General features: G+C 37.0%; 18 protein-coding genes, 1 tRNA gene and 1 other RNA gene. 1 reads left to right on the top strand and 19 read right to left on the bottom strand.

What is annotated here, in order from left to right; translation table 11 throughout:
- Positions 1-255 precede the first annotated feature (255 nt).
- The 15 genes from ssrS to BN1243_RS18200 form a co-directional block, all read right to left on the bottom strand.
- Positions 256-451, bottom strand: a non-coding RNA gene (ssrS, locus tag BN1243_RS18270) — 6S RNA.
- A gap of 91 nt (positions 452-542) precedes the next feature.
- Positions 543-2,225 carry an extracellular solute-binding protein gene (locus BN1243_RS18265; protein ID WP_195892134.1) on the bottom strand — a complete coding sequence of 561 codons (1,683 nt, stop codon included), beginning with the start codon at positions 2,223-2,225 and terminating at the stop codon, positions 543-545.
- 96 nt (positions 2,226-2,321) lie between these two features.
- Positions 2,322-3,923 (bottom strand): extracellular solute-binding protein, encoded by a 1,602-nt coding sequence (locus tag BN1243_RS18260; RefSeq protein ID WP_062109239.1) that lies wholly within the window; start codon positions 3,921-3,923, stop codon positions 2,322-2,324.
- Positions 3,923-4,816 (bottom strand): metallophosphoesterase family protein, encoded by an 894-nt coding sequence (locus BN1243_RS18255; protein ID WP_062109237.1) that lies wholly within the window; start codon positions 4,814-4,816, stop codon positions 3,923-3,925. The genes BN1243_RS18260 and BN1243_RS18255 overlap by 1 nt, the downstream gene beginning before the upstream one ends.
- Positions 4,817-5,157: 341 nt before the next feature.
- Positions 5,158-7,452 carry a helix-turn-helix domain-containing protein gene (locus BN1243_RS18250; RefSeq protein ID WP_062109235.1) on the bottom strand — a complete coding sequence of 765 codons (2,295 nt, stop codon included), beginning with the start codon at positions 7,450-7,452 and terminating at the stop codon, positions 5,158-5,160.
- Between the two features lie 66 nt (positions 7,453-7,518).
- Positions 7,519-8,343 carry a sugar phosphate isomerase/epimerase family protein gene (locus tag BN1243_RS18245; protein ID WP_062109233.1) on the bottom strand — a complete coding sequence of 275 codons (825 nt, stop codon included), beginning with the start codon at positions 8,341-8,343 and terminating at the stop codon, positions 7,519-7,521.
- A 328-nt stretch (positions 8,344-8,671) separates the two neighbouring features.
- Positions 8,672-9,955, bottom strand: coding sequence for a phosphopyruvate hydratase (gene eno / locus BN1243_RS18240; protein WP_062109232.1), 1,284 nt, complete (start codon positions 9,953-9,955; stop codon positions 8,672-8,674).
- 50 nt (positions 9,956-10,005) lie between these two features.
- Positions 10,006-11,544 carry a 2,3-bisphosphoglycerate-independent phosphoglycerate mutase gene (gene gpmI / locus BN1243_RS18235; RefSeq protein WP_062109230.1) on the bottom strand — a complete coding sequence of 513 codons (1,539 nt, stop codon included), beginning with the start codon at positions 11,542-11,544 and terminating at the stop codon, positions 10,006-10,008.
- Complete coding sequence (gene tpiA / locus BN1243_RS18230) at positions 11,537-12,298, bottom strand: triose-phosphate isomerase (RefSeq protein ID WP_062109228.1); 762 nt, start codon at positions 12,296-12,298, stop codon at positions 11,537-11,539. The genes gpmI and tpiA overlap by 8 nt, the downstream gene beginning before the upstream one ends.
- A gap of 95 nt (positions 12,299-12,393) precedes the next feature.
- A complete protein-coding gene (locus tag BN1243_RS18225) occupies positions 12,394-13,578 on the bottom strand; it encodes a phosphoglycerate kinase (protein ID WP_062109226.1) in 1,185 nt (394 codons plus the stop codon).
- A gap of 100 nt (positions 13,579-13,678) precedes the next feature.
- The gene (gene gap / locus BN1243_RS18220; protein ID WP_062109224.1) at positions 13,679-14,686 is read right to left on the bottom strand and encodes a type I glyceraldehyde-3-phosphate dehydrogenase; all 1,008 of its coding nucleotides are present in this window, start codon (positions 14,684-14,686) and stop codon (positions 13,679-13,681) included.
- Positions 14,687-14,750: 64 nt separating this feature from the next.
- Entirely contained in the window at positions 14,751-15,785 is a 1,035-nt protein-coding gene (locus BN1243_RS18215; RefSeq protein ID WP_062109222.1) for a sugar-binding transcriptional regulator, read from the bottom strand.
- Positions 15,786-16,010: 225 nt separating this feature from the next.
- Complete coding sequence (locus tag BN1243_RS18210; RefSeq protein WP_062109215.1) at positions 16,011-16,250, bottom strand: glutaredoxin family protein; 240 nt, start codon at positions 16,248-16,250, stop codon at positions 16,011-16,013.
- A gap of 175 nt (positions 16,251-16,425) precedes the next feature.
- Positions 16,426-17,328 carry a dihydrodipicolinate synthase family protein gene (locus BN1243_RS18205; RefSeq protein ID WP_062109213.1) on the bottom strand — a complete coding sequence of 301 codons (903 nt, stop codon included), beginning with the start codon at positions 17,326-17,328 and terminating at the stop codon, positions 16,426-16,428.
- Between the two features lie 200 nt (positions 17,329-17,528).
- A tRNA-Arg gene (locus tag BN1243_RS18200) sits at positions 17,529-17,600 on the bottom strand.
- Between the two features lie 330 nt (positions 17,601-17,930).
- Between BN1243_RS18200 and clpP the strand changes: the two genes are divergently transcribed.
- Entirely contained in the window at positions 17,931-18,533 is a 603-nt protein-coding gene (clpP, locus tag BN1243_RS18195; protein WP_062109211.1) for an ATP-dependent Clp endopeptidase proteolytic subunit ClpP, read from the top strand.
- Between the two features lie 98 nt (positions 18,534-18,631).
- Here clpP and BN1243_RS18190 read toward each other — a convergent pair whose 3' ends face one another.
- From BN1243_RS18190 to BN1243_RS18175, 4 genes are all read right to left on the bottom strand, one after another.
- Positions 18,632-20,350, bottom strand: coding sequence for an ABC transporter ATP-binding protein (locus BN1243_RS18190; protein ID WP_062109208.1), 1,719 nt, complete (start codon positions 20,348-20,350; stop codon positions 18,632-18,634).
- A 304-nt stretch (positions 20,351-20,654) separates the two neighbouring features.
- Complete coding sequence (locus tag BN1243_RS18185) at positions 20,655-20,906, bottom strand: HPr family phosphocarrier protein (protein WP_062109206.1); 252 nt, start codon at positions 20,904-20,906, stop codon at positions 20,655-20,657.
- Between the two features lie 6 nt (positions 20,907-20,912).
- A complete protein-coding gene (gene whiA, locus BN1243_RS18180) occupies positions 20,913-21,878 on the bottom strand; it encodes a DNA-binding protein WhiA (protein ID WP_062109204.1) in 966 nt (321 codons plus the stop codon).
- 63 nt (positions 21,879-21,941) lie between these two features.
- Positions 21,942-22,910 (bottom strand): gluconeogenesis factor YvcK family protein, encoded by a 969-nt coding sequence (locus BN1243_RS18175; RefSeq protein WP_062109202.1) that lies wholly within the window; start codon positions 22,908-22,910, stop codon positions 21,942-21,944.
- Between the last annotated feature and the right edge of the window lie 93 nt (positions 22,911-23,003).

The raw sequence follows: 23,003 nt of genomic DNA, 5'->3' as shown, positions 1-23,003 counted from the left end.
CATTCTCCTTTCTTTCTAAATAAAATCCGACATATCTTGATGGATAGACTATGTAATGGCTGAAGCTAGCCGGTGTTACACTTAGTAATATTACGAATACAGAAACGACTATTTGCTAGATTCTCGACTATTCTAAATAGAATAATATATAGAATAATTGTAATATTCAATAGGCAATCAGTATCGGTTCTATCAATGTTTCTCTTAGAAAAGTAAAAAACCAGCCCCGTAAAGAGACTGGTTTGATTGACTTGTTTAGAAGCCACATTTGCCGTATCTTGCTTAATGAAGTTTTAAACACCACTTTTTTAAAGTGGGTGTTTGCAGAAACCTTCCTGCCTGTCCTCCATGTCTTATAGACAGAGATTTGTCATTTCAGTTTCAATGTAAAACTCCCTAAATTCTAACTAGGTGAAAAACTTAATTAAAGTTACGAGCAACGTAGCTTGTATATTTATAGTACTCTTTATTCTGGAAAAAATCAATGCTACATTTTTTAGCAAATTTACTTTTTGTTGTCAGCTACTGACTTTGGGGTTAAATTAACTGTTTTTGTATCTTTCATAAGCCTGTTTTTGGATTTCCATATATTTATCGAGGCCCATTCTTTCTATCGTCTCAACATATTTATCCCATTCGGAAAAGGAAGCATCACCTGAGATGAATTTATCCCTCATTTCATCCGCATACTTATGAATATCTGTTTGCAGTGGAATAAGTTTATCATATTCATCTGAAGTATACGTGAAATCCGGCCAAACATCATCGATAATATATTTTTCAAATTCCTTGGTTGCCTCAATTGAAGAAGGTAGACTTTCTGCACCTTTGAAAAATTCTTGTTTCACTATTCCGGGATATCCGCCCCCTAAATAAGTTAAATAAGGTCTTTGTGCTTGTTGCATCGTAATTCCTTCCGGGGGATCGGTAATATGATCCATATACTCTATTTCTCCATCGGCTGTTACTTGATAGGTCTCTCCTTCTATCCCCATAAAATATAATTTGGTTCCTTCATCCCCATAAAAATAATCCATCCAACGAACCGTTGCTTCCGGATTATTATTTTTATCCGTAATGGCAAATCCGCCTTTATTAGCTAGTGAAGATGTGACATAAACCCATTTTTGATCCCCTTTTGGACCTTTAAGAGCAGGCATACCTACATATTCATCCTTTACTCCCCAACGTGTTTCAGGATTTGTTGTTACAGTACTGCCATAGAATCCTTCCGATCCGGTTGCCTGAAATTGGTTTTCATCAATTGAAAAAATTTTTTCTTCAATTAATCCCTCCGAAAAAAGCTTATTCATGAACTGCAGTAACTCTTTATAACTTTCTGATATTCGGAAAAAGCGCAAATCTCCTCTTTCAGGGTCTACGTCAAGGAAGGAATGCCTACTGCCTCTGTTCCCAACGTCAAATGATCCTTTTAAATAAAACTCTAAAGTTGCTATATTAGTAGAGCCAAACGGAATTTCATCATGTTTTCCATTCCCATTTAAATCCGTTTCTTTAACTTTTTTTAGATATTGGTAAAATTCCTCTGTCGTTTGAGGAACTTCCATTCCAAGCTGTTCCAACCAATCCTTCTTAATATAAGGCTTTGTATGACTCGTAACAGAGATAAAATCGGGAGAGTAAATTGTTGGCAATGAATAAATACTTCCATCTGGAAAGGTCATTCCCTTTTTAATTTCTGGGTACTGTTCAAATAGAGCTTTTAAATTTGGCATATACTCATCAATTAAATCATTTAACTGAATAAAAACACCTTGTCTACCATATTTATATAGATCCGTATCAAGAAGACCCGATGAATAAAATACTTCTGGATATTCCCCACTCGCCAAAGACAAGTTCCTTTTTTCCTCAAGTCCTTCTCTTGGAGTTAACCCCCAATCAATATTAATATTTGTCATTTCCGCATACTTTTTCCATATTAAAACTTCATTGTAATCTTCTGCTGTTAAAGGCGGCTTTCCTGTCATAAAATGGAGTGTGATCGGTTCATTCACTATAGGCATACCCATCTCATTAAAATTTTCTTGTACCTCAGCAGTGCCCTCTTTTGTAGGGTTAGTAGTATTGGGTTCGTTTTTCTCATTATCCACCTTTTCCGAATTGCCATTACTACAAGCACTAACAAGCAATAACAATGTAATCCCTACTAAAAATAATAATTTACTTACGTTCAATCCTTTCACTCCCTTTAATATTTCCATTAATCTTTCAAAGGTTGGAATGCATTACTATCATTCTGAGTAGTAGCGATATTATAGTCGTATTTTGGATTAGGAAGACCGTCCCCTTCTCCAACGCTAACTATTTTTATATCTTTCGTACGCTGCATTTTGGATTTTCATATATTCGTCTAAGCCTAATTTTTTTATTTCCTTAACGTATTCATCCCATTGTTCAAAGGAAATAGTCCCGGTTATAAATTTGTCACTCATTTCATTGGCGTATTTTGCAATATCAGTTTCTAACGGCAATAACTTTTTGCCTTCTTCTTGTGTATAGATAAATGTAGACCATACTTCATCAATTAAATAGGGCTTTAATTTTTCGGTTGCCTCTAATGAAGAAGGCAAACTTTTGAAGTAATCTTTTTTTACAATACCTGGATAGCCTCCACCTAGCCAAGTAAAATATTCACTTTGTGCCTGTTGAATTGTTTTTCCATCTGGATTATTTGTGATTTCATCAACATACTCAAGTTCACCATTTTCATCTTCCTTATAGGTCTTGTCTTTCAACCCCATAAAAAATAATCTTGCACCTTCATCACTATAAAAATAGTCCATCCAACGGGCTGTAGCTTCTGGATGTTTATTCTTATCTGTTATGATAAAACTTCCCGTATGGGATAATGGGGAACCTATATAAGCATGCATTTTATCGCCATGTGGTCCTGTTAACGGCTCCATGCCAACATATTCTCCTTCAATTCCCCATCGACTTTCTGGGTTTGACGTAACAGAGCTGCCATACAATCCTTCTGATCCAGTTGCTTGGAACTGCATTTCTTCTATTGAATATATATTTTGCTCAATTAACCCTTCCTCATAAAGTTTGTTTACATATTGCAAAAGTTCTTTATATCGATCCGAAATACGATAAAAACGTAATTCATTCGTTTCGGGGTCCATATCTAAAAACGAGTGCCTTATCCCTCTATTCCCAACCCCAAAGGAACCATTTAAGTAATATAACAATGTCGCAATTGTAGTAGAGCCAAAAGGAATTTCATTATTGCTGCCATCACCATTTAAATCGGTTTCCTTAACTTTCTTTAGGTAGTTATAAAACTCATCCGTTGTTTGTGGTATGTCCATGCCTAACTGTTCAAGCCAATCTTCTTTAATCCACGGCCTGTTAACAACAAGGATGGAGGTATAATCCGGCGAATAAATAGTGGGTAGAGAATAAATTTTCCCATCTGGAAATGTAAGTCCCATTTTGATTTCCGGATATTCCTCAAATAACCTTTTCAAATTAGGCATATGCTCATCTATTAAATCGCTGAGTTCTAGGAAAATACCTTGTTCCCCGTACTTTAGTATATCTGCATTTGGTACCCCTGCACTGTAAAGAACTTCAGGATATTTCCCAGTTGCCAGTGAAATGTTTCTTTTTTCCGCTAATCCTTCATTTGGAACTAGTCCCCAATCAATATGAATATTGGTCATTTTCTCGTACTCTTTCCAAACAAGGACTTGGTTGTAATCATCAGATGTTAGCGGAGATTTTCCCGTCATAAATTCAATAGTAATTGGTTTGTTTACAACTGGAAATCCTGTTTTATTAAAATTCGCAACCTTCTCTTCATTTACATCTGACCCTGCCTCTTTATTGCTACATGCCGCTAATATTATTAATACTGCCGCTATAATTATAATCATTAATTTTCTGGATCTCATCATAACCCTCCTCGTGTAATCTGTTGGCGCATCTCTAAATCCATCACTAACTCCCGATCTTGTTCCCTTCCTTGCACATACTGCCTTTCATGATTATACTCAGCTACAAAATCCAATTCAGATGGATTAATTCTGCATGTTGAAATTTTTATATGACTTTTATCAACTTCAACCAATTTGTACTCGAACGGTGTCTCTATAAAGGAACTCCCCGTCATATAAACGCAATCATCTGATACTTTTAATGTATTAAGATGATTATGTCCCGATAACACTACCTTCAAATGAGGATATTTCTGTGTCAATTTTGTTATGGAATTTCGAAATGATGCGGGTGGTTCATGGATCACTTGACTAAGTTTACTTTGTTCCGTACTCATTCCGAAAATTGGACTATGTGTTACTAACAGGTGAACTTTATCCATATTTTTTTGTAAATTTGCTTCTAATTGTTTAATTTGCTCTTCGGATAAAAAAGGTTCCTGTATTTCTCCCCAATAAAATGCTCTTTCGCTTTCCCAATGATTTGGATAAACATGAATAACACATGTATCAGTCACAATCTCATAATTTGGAGAATCACTTATAAATAATTCAGATGCATAATTTAGCCAAATATTTAATGCATTGGGATCGTCTAAATCATGATTACCTAAACATAAATATGTTGGAACAGAAAACTTAAACAAGTTATACGCCTCACGAATAAATTGCGGCTTGCATGTGTGAACAAGATCGCCACCATGAATGATGAAATCAATAGAGCAGTTCTCAATTTGCTCTCTAAGATGGAAAAGCAGTTGCTTAACTTTTTTCGCATAGGCCGGCTGTTGATGAAATTCCATTGAGTCAGCTCCGATATGTGTATCCGTGATAAAAAGAAAGCGAATCATTTTGTTGTATTCCCCCTTAACACCAGTTTGTTGAGTGAAAAATACCTTTTATACTCTTTTGTATTTTCAGAATTCACTCAGTGTGCATAGTCTATCATGACCTAATTGGAAATGACATGAGCCGTTCATATTCTTAATATGCCAATTTTGCTACTTGCAAAACGAGTTTGCAAACGGCTTTTACCCTATTTACAAATCTAGAAAGTGTTAATAATCAAGCCTATGATGTAACAAATTGCACAGTCACCTTAAAATTGGCACAGGTCTAATATACAAAAAAGGCTTTCCATGCTTGTCCGTTTCTAGCAAGCATGAGAAGCCTTCTCGATCATAATAATATTCTATAGTGCCTTTTTGCCATCCGAATTCTGTCTATGAAGTTCCCGAAATTCGGTCGGAGTTAAGCCTTCAGATTTTCTAAATTTTCTAGTGAAACTAGATACATCTAAATAACCAACATCTTTGACGATATCTTTAATTGGACGAGTTGTATTTGTTAATTGATCTTTGAATTTCTTAATACGTAATTCCCATACAAATTGTGTAAATGTTGTCCCGGTCTGTTCTCTGATGAAGCGGCTAAGATAGGAACTGGAAATTTGAAAATACTCCGCTACGCTTTCTAAACTTAAATGATGCTGTTTGAATTGTTTTTGAATATAGTCCATAATGTTGTCACGCAATCGATAATTACGGCTTTCCTTCTTATTTTCAACTGCCGTACAAACTTTTTTTATAATAGTAACAGCGCTTCTCTCTAAACCTTCTAAAGACTGAAATTCAGATAGAGACTTGATATCATCCGCTTCAAGGTCTATTTCCAATTCAGAACTGGTTTTCAAAATCGAATTTATAATATCGTAGCATGTGCATTTCAACAGATAATTTGATTTGCTTGTTTTCACTAAAGTGGAGAAAATTTCCGCCAATGTTTCCTTAGCTACTATATAATCTCCTTGTTTGAGGCTTTGGATTAATTTCAACTTTCTTTCCTCAGAGAACCAGACCATCTTGCCATGCTCTTCAGAGATTTCTTCAAAAAAGACAGGATTCTGTGAGTTATTTAGTAAATTATTTTCTATGGAAGAGATCGCCTCGATAAATGAACGGTTGATCTTCTGAACCCCGTCATACATTTTGCCGATTCCAACACTGGGCATAACAGAACAATTATTTCTTAATCTATTTGTTAATTCATTTATAAATAGATAATGATTATCTTTAGTAGTGCGCTTTAAGCCATTCTTTAGCATGACAATAACAGCTATTGTATAATCATGAGTTAATTCTACTCCATATCCATTACATTCTTGAAATGATATTTCTTCTAACATTTCTACAATCAGTTCCCATTGGCGAATGGTATCCTGGGTTTTAATCTTTCCCTTATAGGAAACCGCTACCACAAAAAAGGCACATCCATCAAAGGGTATTTTTAACTCATTTACTAATGCTTGATCTAATTTTTGATGACTATTTTCACCCTTGAGCAAGCTAGACAAAAATTGAGCTTTTACAAAAGGTTTATGAGCGATTATTTCCTTTTTTAACCTTTCACTACTTTCGTACATCGATTCAATTCTATTGCGGATTAAATCGATTTCACTTTTTTTGCCATTGCTTGTTTCAGAACGATCTTTATTCCTAAGAAATTGCGCTAAATGCCCAATCGGCTTATAGTGTTTGAAGGATGAGTAGCAAACGACTGCAATACCTATTAAGGCTATTACAAGCAAGATAATAAAAATTGAATTTTTTAACGAAGTCATTTTCCCATAAAATTGTTCAGTTGGCAGTACTGTAACAAACGTCCAATCACTAATAATTGAACGGACAATAGAAAAGGAATAGTTTTTATTATTAAGTTCTTTACTTATTATGCCTGATTCTGTTAGAGAAACATTTTTCACAAAGTCTAAATCAAGCATTTCTCCGTTTCCCTCAACGGCTAGCAGATCATTCTGTCCATTTAAAATAAAGGTATTTCCCTCAAAGTCCCCCAACGCATTTTGGATTAACTTTGATAATGTTGCTTCCTTTATTAAAAAAGTTACACTGCCATATGAAGATACACTATTGATTGGCAAAGGGTAGGTATACGCCAATAGATGATGATTTTTATCATTGTCGGAAGCACTATCAATTGTTTGGATTATCGGATCAGCTTTTGTTTGCATCCCTGTTTTTAATTTATTGATATTCTCTTCATCCAACTTGTAATTACTATTAATAAAGGTGTAAAAATTACTCGTACCCTTCGTAGAATAAATCAACTCTTGATTTCCCTGGAAATGCAAAAATAACTCATCAATAAAAGAACTATTCGCTTTATAGCGGATTAGCTCTTCTATCGCTTGCCCATCCAAATAAGGCTGAGTTAGTCTATATGGGGTTAAGCGATAATCAAAAGAAATCCTTGTAGCCAGATTATTTAGCTCTATTAATCTTGAATCAGTTATATCCCTTATCTGTTCAATCTGATTAATATTAGCCCGAATTATTTGCTTTTCAAGATTTCCAACAGCTATTTGAAAAAAAATAATACTGATTGTTAAGTAAGGGATCATAAAGACAAGCAAATAGGACAAGAAATATTTATAAAATAACCTTGGTCTTACTTTGATTCTTTTAATCATTGCTCCTTCCCCCCTTTTTGATTGATCTTGTTTTTCTCAGATCATAAGAAAATTTGTATGATGACCTCAAGTTTCTTTATACTCTACAAGCAAGCCGTTCCAACATTCGGATAATTGTTTTGGGTCATTCTCATCCTCCCTAACCTCAAACATAAAAGGCCCTTCATACTCAGATTGCGCTAAAGCATTTATAACTTCATTCCATTTTATAATTCCTTTCCCAGGAAGCCAATGCTTTTCATCTATTCCGTCATAATCTGAAATGTGCACCGTCGCTATACTTTTACCAAGCTGTTTTATAAAATCAACCGGGGATTCTGATAATAAATGATTCGTATCACAACAAACTTTCAAATTATTATGCGCCTTCAAAAGCTCCATCATTTCTTGAGTCGTATTGCCTAAACATGTACGCGGCAAATCTTCAACACAAATATGAATATCTAGCAACTTAGCTTTTTCAGCCAATAGATTCAGAGAATATTGGCAAGCCTTTATACGCTCTAGTCTTTCATTCTCTGGGATCGGCTCATAACTAGGATGAATAATCACACGCTTAATTCCCCACTCACTTACCCATGTTAACCATTCGTAATGAGATTCCAGTATTTCATTTCTTTTGTGAATGTCGATTGTAGAAATATCCCACTCTGATCCAAAAGGCAAATGGACGGACCATACTTCTAATCCCAGTTCTCCAACTCTTTCAATATAAGGATCGAATCTTTTTTTCAAACCTAGATAAGTTAGATTAAGTTCATTACTGGAGAGTACGAATTCGATACTATCCAATCCCGCATTTTTAATTTCTTCTAATTGCATAAGTGATCCTGGTAAAAAAGAAGTACCTACTTTCCAATTTTCAGGATTTGTTTTTTCTATTTCAGTCACTTCTATCCCTCCTCAATATCTATCTATTTTTCTCTTTATATTTTAATACGACTTTTCTCTCGTTTTTCCTTTATCTTTCCAATACCCATGTTCTTCTTTCCTAAGCGAAATGAAATAACATTTTACAAAAGCAGTCAAAACAATGCCATTTCAAGAGATACCTTCTTGATTGTAATTATCCTATTAGCCGGTGTATTTCATTTATTAGCTGTTGCATAATGTTTATTAGCCGTTGTGCATACTTTATTAGCCGTTGTCTATTTTTCTTTAAATAAAAAGGGTATCCCTAGGTCAAAATCTGCCCCGGGATACCCAGCTAATCCATTATTTATTTTATATTATAGAACGTCTTAGCACCCAAGTATTGTGCAGTTTCTGCCAATTGATCTTCGATACGAAGCAATTGGTTGTATTTTGCAACACGGTCTGTACGAGATGGTGCACCTGTTTTGATTTGGCCAGCGTTTGTTGCAACAGCAATATCTGCAATTGTGCTGTCTTCTGTTTCACCAGAACGGTGGGAAATAACAGCTGTGTAGCCTGCGCGTTTTGCCATTTCGATTGCGTCAAATGTTTCTGTTAAAGTACCGATTTGGTTAACTTTAATTAAGATTGAGTTTCCAACGCCTTCTTCAATACCACGAGCTAGTTTTTTCGTGTTTGTTACGAAAAGGTCATCCCCAACAAGTTGGACTTTTTTACCGATGCGATCTGTAAGAAGTTTATGTCCTTCCCAGTCGTTTTCATCTAGTCCATCTTCAATTGATACGATTGGATATTTGTTAACCATTTCTTCGTACCAATCAACCATTTCTTCAGAAGTACGAACGATGCCTTCGCCTTTAAGGTTGTATTTACCATCTTCATACATTTCAGAAGAAGCTACGTCCATTGCTAGTTTTACTTCTTCACCTGGTTTGTAACCAGCTTTTTCGATGGCTTCCATAATTGTTTGAAGAGCTTCCTCGTTAGATTTCAAGTTCGGAGCGAAGCCGCCTTCGTCACCAACTCCAGTGTTATAGCCTTTTTCTTTCAATACAGATTTTAGGCTATGGAAAATTTCTGCTCCCATACGAAGAGCTTCTTTAAAGTTAGGAGCACCAACAGGCATAACCATGAACTCTTGAATATCTACATTGTTGTCAGCATGTTCCCCACCATTTAAGATGTTCATCATTGGAACTGGTAGTTGTTTCGCGTTGAAGCCACCAAGATATTGGTATAATTCTAATCCAAGGAAATCTGCAGCAGCACGTGCAACAGCCATGGATACACCAAGAATAGCGTTAGCTCCTAGTTTACCTTTGTTTTCTGTTCCATCTAATTCAATCATCGTTTGGTCGATGCCCACTTGATCTGTTACATCAAAACCAATAATTTCTTCTGCAATGATGTCATTGACGTTATTAACCGCTTTTTCAACACCTTTTCCAAGGTAACGGCTTTTATCACCATCGCGAAGCTCTACAGCTTCATATTCTCCAGTTGAAGCTCCACTTGGAACTAAAGCACGGCCAAAAGCGCCTGATTCTGTATACACTTCAACTTCGATCGTTGGGTTACCGCGGGAATCCAATACTTCACGTGCGTACACTTGTGTAATGAATGGCATGAATAATCTCTCCTCAAAATAATTTTTTTAATTGAACATCTTTATTATGCTTAACGATTAATCAAAGTATTTCCTGTCATTTCTTCTGGCTTTTCAACACCTAATAAATCAAGCATCGTTGGAGCCAAATCGGCTAGGATACCGCCATCTCGTACTGTGATACCTTTTTCCGTAACAATTACTGGAACTGGGTTAGTTGTATGGGCCGTCATTGGATTGCCCTCTAACGTAATAACTTCATCCGAATTTCCGTGATCAGCAGTAATGATCGCTTTTCCACCTTTTTCTACGATCAAATCGACTATTTTGCCTAAGCATTCGTCAACTGTTTCAATAGCTTTCACTGTTGGTTCTAACATTCCGGAGTGCCCAACCATGTCAGGGTTTGCGAAATTCAAAATGATTGCATCAAACTTTTCTGCGTTAATGGCATCGAGAAGTGCATCCGTTACTTCATAAGCACTCATTTCTGGTTTCAAGTCATAGGTGGCCACCTTTGGAGAATTAATCAAAATTCGCTCTTCACCAGGGAATGTTTCTTCTCGTCCACCACTCATAAAGAAAGTGACGTGCGGATATTTCTCAGTTTCAGCAATTCTTAGCTGAGTCATTCCATTATCAGAAATTACTTCACCTATCGTCTTGTCCAAATTAGTTGGTTTAAAGGCTACGTATCCTTTTACCGTTTCCGAAAAGTGTGTCATACAAACGAAATCAAGATTTTTCGGACGGTCGTCACCGCGGTCAAATCCAGAAAACTCTTCATTTGTAAAAACGTTAGAAATTTGGATAGCACGATCAGGTCGGAAATTATAGAATATTACAGAATCCTCATCATCTATCGTAGCAACTGGCTTGCCTGCTGCATCTGTCATAACAGAAGGAATGACGAATTCATCATAAATTTTATGCTCATAGGAATCTTTTAGCATATCCAACGGATTGACATAGGATGGCCCCTCACCAAATGCCATAGCACGATAAGATTTTTCAACGCGATCCCATCGTTTATCACGATCCATTGAATAAAAACGTCCGGAAATCGTTGCAAACTGCCCTACGCCATATTCATTCATTTTCTCTTGTGTTGCTTTTATATAACCTTCAGCAGTTTGAGGGCCAACATCACGTCCATCAAGGATGCCGTGCACATATACATCCTTTACACCCTGATCTGCTGCAAGTTTGAGCAAAGCAAATAGATGATTGATATGGCTATGAACACCACCGTCAGATAAAAGCCCCATTAAATGTAACTTTTTACCCGTCTTTTTCGCGTGATCTATTGCTTGTTGGAAAGTATCATTTTCGAAAAACTCTCCATTTCTAATCGCAACATTCACACGGGTTAAGCTTTGGTATACAATGCGACCCGCACCAATATTCAAATGACCTACTTCAGAATTTCCCATCTGACCTTGTGGCAAGCCAACTGCTTCACCACTAGCTGTCAATTGATTATGCGGGTATGTGTTCCAGTATCTGTCAAAATTAGGCTTTTTCGCATGAGCGACTGCATTCCCTTTCGTTTCGCCACGCAAACCGAAACCATCGAGAATAATCAGTGCTACAGGTGCTTGCTTACTCATTGCTTGACGCCTCCAATAGTTGTAAAAATGATGCTGCTTCTAAGCTTGCACCACCAACTAACGCTCCATCAATATCTGGTTGTTGCATATATTCTGCAATATTTTCAGGTTTTACGCTTCCGCCATACTGAATACGAATAGCTGCTGCTGCATCAGCTGAAACGTTTTTCTCTACTACTTGACGAATATGAGCACACACTTCATTCGCATCTTCTGAAGTTGACGATTTTCCTGTTCCAATCGCCCAAATTGGTTCGTATGCAATGATTGATTGCTTCACTTGATCCTCAGATAAGCCTTGCAATGCTTGCTTGACTTGATTTTCAACTAAGTCAAAAGTTTCGTTATTTTCTCTTTGTTCAAGAGTTTCACCAACACAAATAATTGGAACTAGTTGATGTTCAAAAGCTGAATGTGCCTTTTTATTAACAGCTTCATCTGTTTCATTGAACATTTCTCTACGCTCAGAATGTCCAAGAATCACATAGGAAACTCCAATATCATTTAGTGCTACTGGGCTTATTTCACCAGTAAAAGCTCCACTTTCTTCAAAGTGCATATTTTGTGCACCAATTTTGACATCACTATTTTTTACAGTTTGAACTAATTTGTCTAAAAATAGCGCTGGTGCGCAAATGACGGAGTCTACTTGATCCACTGCAGGTACACGGTCTTTTACTTCATTCGCAAAACTAACGGCTTCCTGAAGTGTTTTGTTCATTTTCCAGTTTCCAGCAATAATTGGTTTACGCATTAAACAAACCATCCTTTCCTTAAAAAGGCACAGTTCCATAAAAGAAGTACAAAATACTTCCTTAAATGCCAAATTGTGCTACTATTCGTATCTTACTATTTATCATCAAGAGCCGCAACGCCAGGTAATACTTTACCCTCCATAAACTCTAGGGAAGCTCCTCCACCTGTTGAAATATGACTCATTTGATCAGCTAAACCAAATTTCTCAACTGCAGCCGCGGAGTCTCCACCACCAATAACAGAGTATGTATCTTTAGCTTCTGCTAAAGCATCGGCAACGGCTTTCGTTCCCTTGGCAAAGGCATCCATTTCAAAAACGCCCATCGGTCCATTCCAGATAACTAATTTAGAATCTTGAATAACTTTTCTATACGTTTCTGCTGTTTTTGGTCCGATATCCAAAGCTTCCCAATCTGCAGGTATTTCTTGAATTGAAACAACTTCTTTGTTCGCTGTTTCAGAGAAATCATCGGCAACTACTACATCTTCAGGCATATAAAAGTTGACGCCCTTTTCTTTTGCTTTGTCCATAAAAGAACGAGCGAGATCGATTTTATCTTCCTCAAGTAAAGACTTTCCAACTTCATAACCCATAGATTTTACAAATGTATAAGCTAGTCCACCACCGATAATTAGATTATCAACTTTATCTAATAGATTTTCGATGACACCAATTTTATCTTTTACTTTGGCACCGCCAATTATCGCTGTAAATGGGCGTTCAGGATTCGATAGTGCTTTTCCTAGTACAGAAAGCTCTTTTTCCATTAACAATCCGGCTGCTGATGGCAAATAGTTAGCAATTCCCTCCGTAGAAGCATGAGCACGATGAGCCGCTCCGAAAGCATCATTAACATAAAGGTCCGCTAATTCAGCAAATGCTTTTGCTAATTCAGGATCATTTTTTTCTTCCCCAGGATAGAAACGCACATTTTCAAGGAGGATCACATCTCCTTCATGAAGTTCAGCGATTTGCTTTTTCACTGTTTCTCCGTAAGCATCATCAGCTTTATGTACTTCTTTTCCTAGCAATTCACCAAGACGCTTAGCTACTGGTGTAAGTCTTAATTCTTCTTTAACTTCCCCTTTAGGTCTGCCAAGGTGGCTTGCTAACATTACAATAGCACCTTGTTCAGTTAAATATTGAATGGTCGGTAATGCAGCGCGAATACGTGTATCATCGGTTACTTTCCCATCCGCCATCGGGACGTTGAAATCAACTCGGCAAAAAACACGTTTTCCTTTGACGGCAAGATCTTTAATCGACTTCTTTTCCATGGTATAACCTCCCTAAATAGTTAAAGGGAAGGGGCGTATGCCCACTCCCCCAATCGGGTTCATCGTGCTGGACTTATATAAGCCAGAGATTTAAATAAGATTACAAACCTTGTTTTGCAATATATGCTGCAAGGTCAACAACACGGTTAGAATAACCGATTTCGTTATCATACCAAGAAAGAACTTTTACCATGTTACCTTCCATTACCATTGTGGAAAGTGCATCAATAGTAGAAGAATGAGTATCACCGTTGTAATCTGTAGATACTAGTGGTTCTTCTGTATAAGCAAGAATTCCTTTCAATTCACCTTCAGCAGCTTCTTTGAAAGCAGCGTTAACTTCTTCAACTGTAACTTCTTTACCAAGTTCAGCAACAAGGTCAACAACGGATACGTTTGGTGTAGGAACACGCATTGCCATACCGTTTAGTTTTCCTTTTAACTCAGGAAGAACGAGGGCAACTGCTTTTGCTGCACCAGTAGATGTAGGGATAATGTTTTCAGCAGCTGCACGAGCACGACGATAATCTTTATGTGGAAGATCCAAGATTTGTTGGTCGTTTGTATAAGAGTGAACAGTTGTCATCATTCCACGAACAATACCAAATTTATCATTCAATACTTTCGCGAAAGGAGCTAGACAGTTTGTTGTACAAGATGCATTGGATAGTACATGATGGTTAGCTGCATCATATTTATCTTCGTTAACACCCATAACGATTGTAATATCTTCACCATTTGCTGGAGCAGAAATGATTACTTTCTTAGCACCTGCATCAATGTGTTTTGCAGCATCCTCACGTTTTGTGAAACGGCCAGTAGATTCAACAACTACGTCTACGCCAAGATCTCCCCATCCAAGTTGAGCAGGGTCGCGTTCAGCCAAAACTTTCACACGATGATCGCCGACAACAATTGTATCGCCGTCTACAGAAACTTTTTCTGATAGTGTGCCATGAACGCTATCGTATTGTAGTAGATGCGCAAGCATGTTAGCATCTGTTAAGTCATTAACCGCAACTATTTCTACTTCAGGATTATTAAGTGCTGCACGAAATACGTTTCTTCCAATACGGCCGAAACCATTAATACCAACTTTTACTGCCATGTTCATTTCCTCCTTAGTATCTTGCAAAATTAGTTTTAATATATATCTTTAAAAGGATGCATCTTTAGTGAGATGACCCTTTTAAAATCATTTTTGCTGCGCCTTCATCCGTTATAAGGATCGTTGAGTCTGGCGCTGTTTCAAAATAAGACTTAATAGCTTTTGACTTTGAGTTTCCACCAGCTGCTGCAATGACAAATGGTTTGTCATACAGATCAGAAACTTGTAATCCAATAGTGGGTACTTTATGTACTATTTCCCCATTTTCATTAAAATAATAACCAAAAGCTTCGCCCACTGCTTTTTTTTCTAAAATTTTTTTCATCGTTTCTGGGTTTGCGCCCCGTCTTTTCGCCATAGTGATAGCATCCCCAATACCATGAAGAACAATAGTTGCCGATTTAATTTTATTCAAGACTTCGATAATCGTCGGCTCCTTTAAAAGAGAATCATGAACTGCTTGACTAACCTGATCTGGAACATATAAAACTCGATGAGTTCCTTTCGTTTTTTCGGCCATCGTTGCACAAATGACATTGGCCTGGTTTTTCACGTCTTCACCAATACCTCCACGTGCAGGAACAAAAAGCAATCTTTTTCCTTGGCCCATTTCTTTCGTAAGCATTTCTGCGGCACAGGCCATCGTTGTACCACCCGTAACAGCTATGATACTATCCTTTTCAAAGCACTGACTCAACATTTCTGCACAAGCCTTGCCTATTTCTTCTTTTACAATCAAGGATTCATCACTGTCACCAGGTACTATAACCACTTTTTTTATCCCAAGTCGCTTTCTTAACTCTTGTTCAAGTTGGCGAATACCCGAAATTTCCCTCATCATATCTTCCAGTTCAAGCAAAAGCTCTTGACCCTTTGCTGTCACTGCCATACCAGCAGTTTTAACTTCAATCAGTTGAAGGGATTTTAAAACTTCAGCTTCACTTCTAAGTACTCGTTCTGTCATACCGAGCATATCAGCAAGTGTGCGACGTCCAACGGGTTCTGTTAAACTGATGGAGCGAAGTATTTGATAGCGTTTCTGCATAACAGAAAGCATATCGGGCACAATTTGAGATTGAACTTTAAAAAATGTGTGCATTGTTTTGCTCCTTTGTTCCTTAGGTCGCCATACGTCCCGTATAGACGTATTATGTCCCATCACAGATAAAAAAATTAGCAGTGGTTTAACTAAATTCTAGCATTCTAGCGCTTATCAAGCAATTTTTACCTCAGGTCACCACAGGTCCCACCAAGACATTAAACGTCCCATTCGAGATAAAAAAAATAAGCACTACAGTTATTTTATCACTATAGTACTTACGAATCAACGTTGTTTTAAGCTTTTTTCTAAATCTAACATGTCGATTATTCCAGATTGAATAATTTCTCCATTTAGTTCTATAACAGGAATGATTAGTCCATATTTTTCAATCCACTCGTCATTTGTTTCGATATCCCGCTCGTCGATTTGAAAGGAGTATTCACTTTGCAACAAAATCAGCAGGTTTTTGGCGTCTAAGCAAAGCTCACATTGATTTCTTGTATAGAAAATAATCTTCTTCATAGTCATCAACCTCTTCTATTTAATACAATTATATAATAACATACACAGTTTCTCATTGTGAAAGGCACCCCCTTATCATAAAGAAGTGCCTCCCCTATTTTTTAGACAGCTGATACATTTGTGATTATTTTCACATACGGAGGTAAATAAAAAAGCAGATCCCGTTATAATATAGTTACTTTAATAGATTTATGTCCATTAAAAGCTTTGTCATCTTCCCTTTTAAATTAGTCGGAATTGCATTAAAAGGCGCTCGATGGTTGGCTTGAACAGAAGAAAACCACCTTTGATGAACAGCTTCCTTGATAGATGTAAAATTCGTTGGGCAATACTCGTAAAATTCCATTAAATAAGATAACTGCTTGTGCAATTGCTCTGCCTGTTCATAATCATGCCTTTGATAAGCTTCATAGAGTCCAACCGAAATTTCAGGTGCAAATGAGGCACATGAGTTAATACTGCCTGCTGATCCAAGCATAAGGGCAGGAAGCAAATGATCATCGAAAGCAGAAAATATCGTAAAATCACGGCCCACTTTTTCCATTTCTCGAATAACTTCGCCAATATGGCCAATATTACTTACCGTTTCTTTTACCCCTTGAATATTTTCATAATCAGCAGCTAACTTAATCATGAGTTCAGTAGACAAAAGCTGCCCTGAATATTGAGGTATGTTATATAAAAAGATCGGTAAATCTGTTTTTTCCGCTATTAAGGCATAATAATTATATAACTGTTCCTCTGATAGCCTCCAATAATAAGGATTCACGATAAGTAATCCGTCTGCTCCCGCTTCTTCGGCACAGGTAATCATTTCAAAAACATCTTTCATTGATGTATGCCCGACCCCTACTAATACAGGGACACGATGGTTGACATGCTTAGTCATACTTTCTACATAACTTTTCCTCTCACTCAAAGTTAAGCAAGCAAACTCACCTGAACTTCCGAGTAATAAAAGCCCGTGAATTCCACTGTCAATTAAATGATCTAAGTACCGCTTGTTTAACTCCAAATCAATTTGATCATTGTCATCAAATAATGTTACAACAGGGGGAATGATGCCTTTAAGTTTCATCTAAAAACCTCCCAACCATATTTTCACACTAGTCTTTCTCCGTAATTTTCTATCAGCCTATCTATATTTACTATAACATCAAAACGAAGGGCTGAATATAAAATAATCATTTTCAAAAACTGATCTATACAAAATTCGTTTCAAACAGAAAAAGACATCTCCTTATGTAGAAAAGAGATGTCTTTGATAGTGTTTATGTACGCCCTCGGCAGGAATCGAACCCACATTTTAAGAACCGGAATCTCACGTGTTATCCGTTACACTACGAGGGCAAATTAGAATCGTACGATATAAAATTATAAGTTATATTTCGGGAAATTGCAAGCAATAACTTTATAACGAATCGGTATATGATAGACTCCCTTTTTATATACTAATTCTAAGTCAAATTTGTTTAAATTTGGCAGAATTGGATAATATGATATTTTAAAGGTGTTAACAGCTTTCTCTCCATATGCATACTAGCATGAAAATATTCGATGATTTTTCTAAAGCTGATAATTTGACCTTCATTGACCATTGTTGTATGATAAAACTACATAATTGCTTTGCTTCTACAAATTGCAGATATTTATGCTATGTTCAAAAGAGGAGGAGAAAACATGAATTTAATTCCTACAGTTATTGAGCAAACAAGCCGAGGCGAACGAGCCTACGACATTTATTCCAGGTTATTGAAAGACCGCATTATTATGCTTGGAAGTGCGATTGATGACAACGTTGCGAATTCAATCGTTGCACAGCTTCTATTTTTAGAAGCAGAAAATCCTGAAAAAGATATTTCCATTTACATTAATAGCCCAGGTGGAAGCATTACTGCTGGAATGGCCATTTATGACACGATGCAGTTCATTAAACCGAATGTCCAAACGATTTGTATTGGGATGGCTGCTTCTATGGGAGCTTTCTTGCTCGCTGCTGGTGCAAAAGGCAAACGTTTTGCTTTACCGAACAGTGAAGTGATGATCCATCAACCATTAGGTGGCGCACAAGGGCAAGCAACTGAAATTGAGATCGCGGCTAAGCGGATTCTTTTCTTACGTGAGAAATTAAATAATATTCTTGCGGAACGTACTGGACAGCCTATCGAGGTTATCCAACGCGATACTGACCGTGATAACTTCATGACAGCTGACAAAGCTAAAGAATATGGTTTAATCGACCATATTATTCAACGCAACGAAGGAATTACAGGAAATAAATAATATAAATGAAACGGTTCTTCAGAAGTTAGTCTTACTAACGCTCTGAAGAACCTTTTTTTCAGAGAAAATAATTGGCCTTTACGATTATTCAGCCTCTCCTAAGCTTCTTGGAACTGAATATTGTGCAACCTTGCAAATATCCCGCCTTGCTGAACTAATTGCGAGTATGTTCCATCTTCGGCAATCCCGTCTTCTGTTACAACGATCACTCTGTCAGCATCGCGAATCGTTGCGAGACGGTGGGCAATCACTAGTGTCGTCCGATTGACAGCTAATTCATTCAATGCTTGTTGAATGATTTTTTCCGTTTCCGTATCGAGTGCAGATGTCGCTTCATCCAAAATAAGGATTGGTGGATTTTTCAAAAACATCCGAGCAATCGCAAGCCTTTGCTTTTGTCCTCCTGAAAGCTTCAGACCACGTTCACCGATTTCTGTTTCATATCCTGCAGGTAAAGAAGCAATAAAATCTTCGAGATGTGCCTTCCTAGCGGCTTCATAGATTTCTTCATCACTAGCATCTTGTTTTCCATAAGCAATGTTTTCTCGAATCGTTCCAGTAAATAAAAATACGTCTTGTTGAACAATACCGATTTGCGAACGAAGGGAATGTTTCGTCATATCACGAATATCAATTCCATCAATAGAAATCCCGCCTCGATTCACATCATAAAAACGAGGAATCAACGAGCAAATTGTAGTTTTCCCTGCACCAGAGGGACCAACGAATGCGACGGTTTCTCCAGCACGAATGTGAAGGTTAATTCCATTTAATACTTGTTTATGATCATCATATTGAAATTGGACGTCTTCAAAATCAATATTGCCTAGTAAACTATTTACTTCCATAGCGTTAGGCCTGTCCTTAATCTCTGGTTCTTGATCAATCAACTCTAGGAAACGTTTAAAACCTGCCATCCCTTTTGGATACAATTCTAAAAGGGCACTAATTTTATCAACTGGTTTAATTAAGACATTTACATACAAGACGAAACTAACAAGCTCTCCGTATGTTAGATTCCCTCGAAAACTGAACCACGCACCGACAACAAGTACTAATAAAGTTACAAGGCGCGTCATCATATAAATGCTTGAATGTGTTGCGGCCATCACTTTATAAGCAACAAGCTTAGCTAAACGGAATTTTCCATTATCCTTTTTAAAGCGATTAATTTCAAATTCTTCATTTGTAAAAGATTGTACAACTCTGACACCCGAAACACTATCTTCTACTCTGGCATTCACATCTGCAATGCGGCCATACATATTTTTCCAGGCATTGTTCATTTTCACATTACAATAGGTTACTAACCAAATGAGAAACGGTACCATAATGCAAGTAACGATCGCGAGCTGAGGATTAATGTTAAACATAATTGCAAAAGCACCAACAAAGGTCATAATAGCAATGAAGAAATCCTCTGGACCATGGTGGGCAAGCTCACCGATATCAAATAAATCATTTGTAATCCGACTCATAATATGGCCTGTCTTCGTATTATCAAAAAAACGGAAAGATTGCCGTTGCACATGATTAAATAATTGTTCACGCATATCTGTTTCTATATTAATTCCTAGTTTATGCCCTAAGTAACTAACAATATACTGTAATACAGTACTTAAAACATAGACAAGTAATAATAAAATACTTACTGTAATTATTGTATTCCATTCTCCACTAGGGAGTAGTTTGTCAATAAACCACTGAACAGCTATTGGAAAGGCCAACTCCAGAATAGCCACAACAACAGCACTTGAGAAGTCAATTATAAAGAGCCGCTTGTGAGGTTTATAGTAAGAAAAGAATTTTTTTATCATCGTATACTCCTTCTCGCTGATCATTCAAAATATCTAACTACGATCATACCATTTTAACAAATAGGTTGAAAAGTGGAAAGACTTAGATTGAAAGTCAGATTCGATTATATTAAAAAGCTACAAATCAACAGAAACATTCAACCCTTCAATCGAAAAAACTGGAGATAGCCGCTTTAGTTTAAATTTTGTGGCTTTGGGACTTGAGACAGTTATTTCCCCCCTTCACTTCGAGAATTACTCAAAAAGGAGCCTCCCAAAAAGGTAATTACTACCTTAATGGGAAGCCCCTCTCAATAAAAGTTATTCAATTTCCAACTAACTTTGATAAAGCTTCAACAGCTTCTTGTTCATCTGTTCCTTTTGCGGATATTCTAATTAGTGTACCTGGACCAATCGCAAAGCTCATTAACCCCATGATACTTTTAGCATTAACACTTTTCCCATCCTTTTCTAGAAAAATCTCAGATGAAAAGCGGCTTGCCTCTTGAACAAATTCAGCTGCATTTCTAGCTTGGAGACCAGCCTTTAAATTAACCTCCACCTCTTTTACCACCATTCTCCCTCACCCCTTCATATTATTTATATGTGTTGCTTGTTCACCTTTGCGTAATTTTTCTGCGATTTCATCAATTTTTCTTAAACGATGATTAATGCCAGATTTACTAATATTTCCCCCAGACACCATCTCACCTAATTCTTTAAGTGTGAGATCTTGATGTTCCATCCGAAGTACGGCAATTTCTCGCAGCTTTTCTGGAAGTATATCTAAACCAGCAGTTTCCTGGATATAACGAATATTTTCAACTTGCCTTAATGCAGCACCAATTGTTTTATTTAAATTAGCTGTCTCACAATTAACAAGGCGGTTAACAGAGTTACGCATATCGCGAACAATTCGGACATCCTCAAATTTGAGAAGTGCAGAATGTGCACCAACAATTCCTAGAAAATCAGCAACTTTTTCAGCCTCTTTTAAATAAGTTATAAATCCATTTTTACGTTCAATCGTTTTACTATTTAAAGAAAAATCATTCATCAATTCACAAAGAGAATCGTTATGCTCCTTATATAAAGAAAAAATTTCAAGATGATAGGATGATGTTTCAGGATTGTTAACAGACCCACCCGCTAAAAAAGCACCTCGTAAATAAGCCCGCTTACAACAATCTTTTTGAATTAACCCTGCTTCAATATCATGGATAAAGGTAAAACCTTCACCTAGTATTTTCAAGTCCCGCAACATGAATTCTGCTGCTTTCTTCAATCTAACGATATAAATATTATTCTTCTTCAATCGCATCTTTTTTCTGACTAACAATTCTACTTCAGCATCGTAAAGTCTTTTTAGTAATGTATAAATTCTTCGAGCAATCGCTGCATTTTCGGTCTGAATGTTAACTACAAGTAAACGATTTGAAAAAGATAGCGAGCCGTTCATTCGAATGAGTGCTGATAATTCAGCTTTGACACAACACTCGTTTGATTCAAGAGTGGTGAGCTCTTTCTTTGTTTCTGAGGCAAATGACAACCCCGCCACCTCCATATAGTGAAACTTTATTACTGCAAATTATTGCGGGATAAGTTGGCCCCTTTAACGAGGGGGATTCATCATTAATGAATAGAGAATATCAGATAATTTCTCTGTATCATGTCTAACTAGCCCCTTGTCAAAACTAATAATTTCATCGACCATAACTTCAAGTCCCATTTTTACTAAATTATCAATATCAAAGACTACAGGTCGTGCCTGTTCCTCTTGATATCGATATTTCAAGTCAGAAGGTACTGGCTCATTATTAACGAGGATGCTATCGATAAAAGGTGATCCCATGTGCTGATATAAAGCAGAAACATGATCACTCGCAGCAAAGCCAAGTGTTTCCCCTGGTTGTGTCATGATATTACATATATAAACTTTCTTTGCTTTTGCTTTACAAATTTCTGCACCAATTCCCGGTACAAGCAAATTAGGAAGAATACTTGTATAAAGACTGCCTGGTCCAATCACAATTAAATCTGCTTCACGGATAGCTTGGACAGCCTCGGGTAAAGGTTCAATAAGATCAGGTGTTAAGTAAACCCGTTTAATCTTTTTCCCGGATTCAGGAATTTTTGATTCTCCGCTAATGATAGAACCGTCTTCCATTTCCGCGTGTAAAATAACACTTTGATTCGCTGCGGGTAGTACAATGCCACGAACGTTCAGAACTCGGCTCATTTCTTGAACAGCTTGAACAAAGTTACCTGTTATCGATGTAAGAGCAGCAATAATTAGATTTCCTAAAGAATGACCAGATAGTTCGCTGTCAGAATTGAAACGGTGCTGGAACATTTCAATGATTAAAGGTTCCTCATCAGATAATGCTGCTATGACATTTCTTATATCACCCGGTGGTGGAATTTCCATTTCTTTTCTAATCCGACCAGAGCTGCCACCATCATCAGCGACAGTAACGATTGCCGAAATATCAATTGGTAGTTTTTTCAATCCGCGCAAAAGCACTGGTAAACCTGTTCCTCCACCAACGACGGCAATCTTTGGCCTAATTGAATCTGTCATGTCGTAAAACCCTTTCTTTCCTGTGGAAAAGGGGTAGAGCGATGCCTAAAAGACAGTCTGATGCAATGCTCCACTTCAACCACCTTAATTTTA

The organism is Bacillus niameyensis, assembly GCF_001375535.1.
Classification (GTDB): Bacteria; Bacillota; Bacilli; order Bacillales; family Bacillaceae_C; genus Lederbergia; species Lederbergia niameyensis.
Note: the sequence above shows the minus strand (reverse complement) of the source record. Positions and strands in the feature narration are given on the sequence as shown.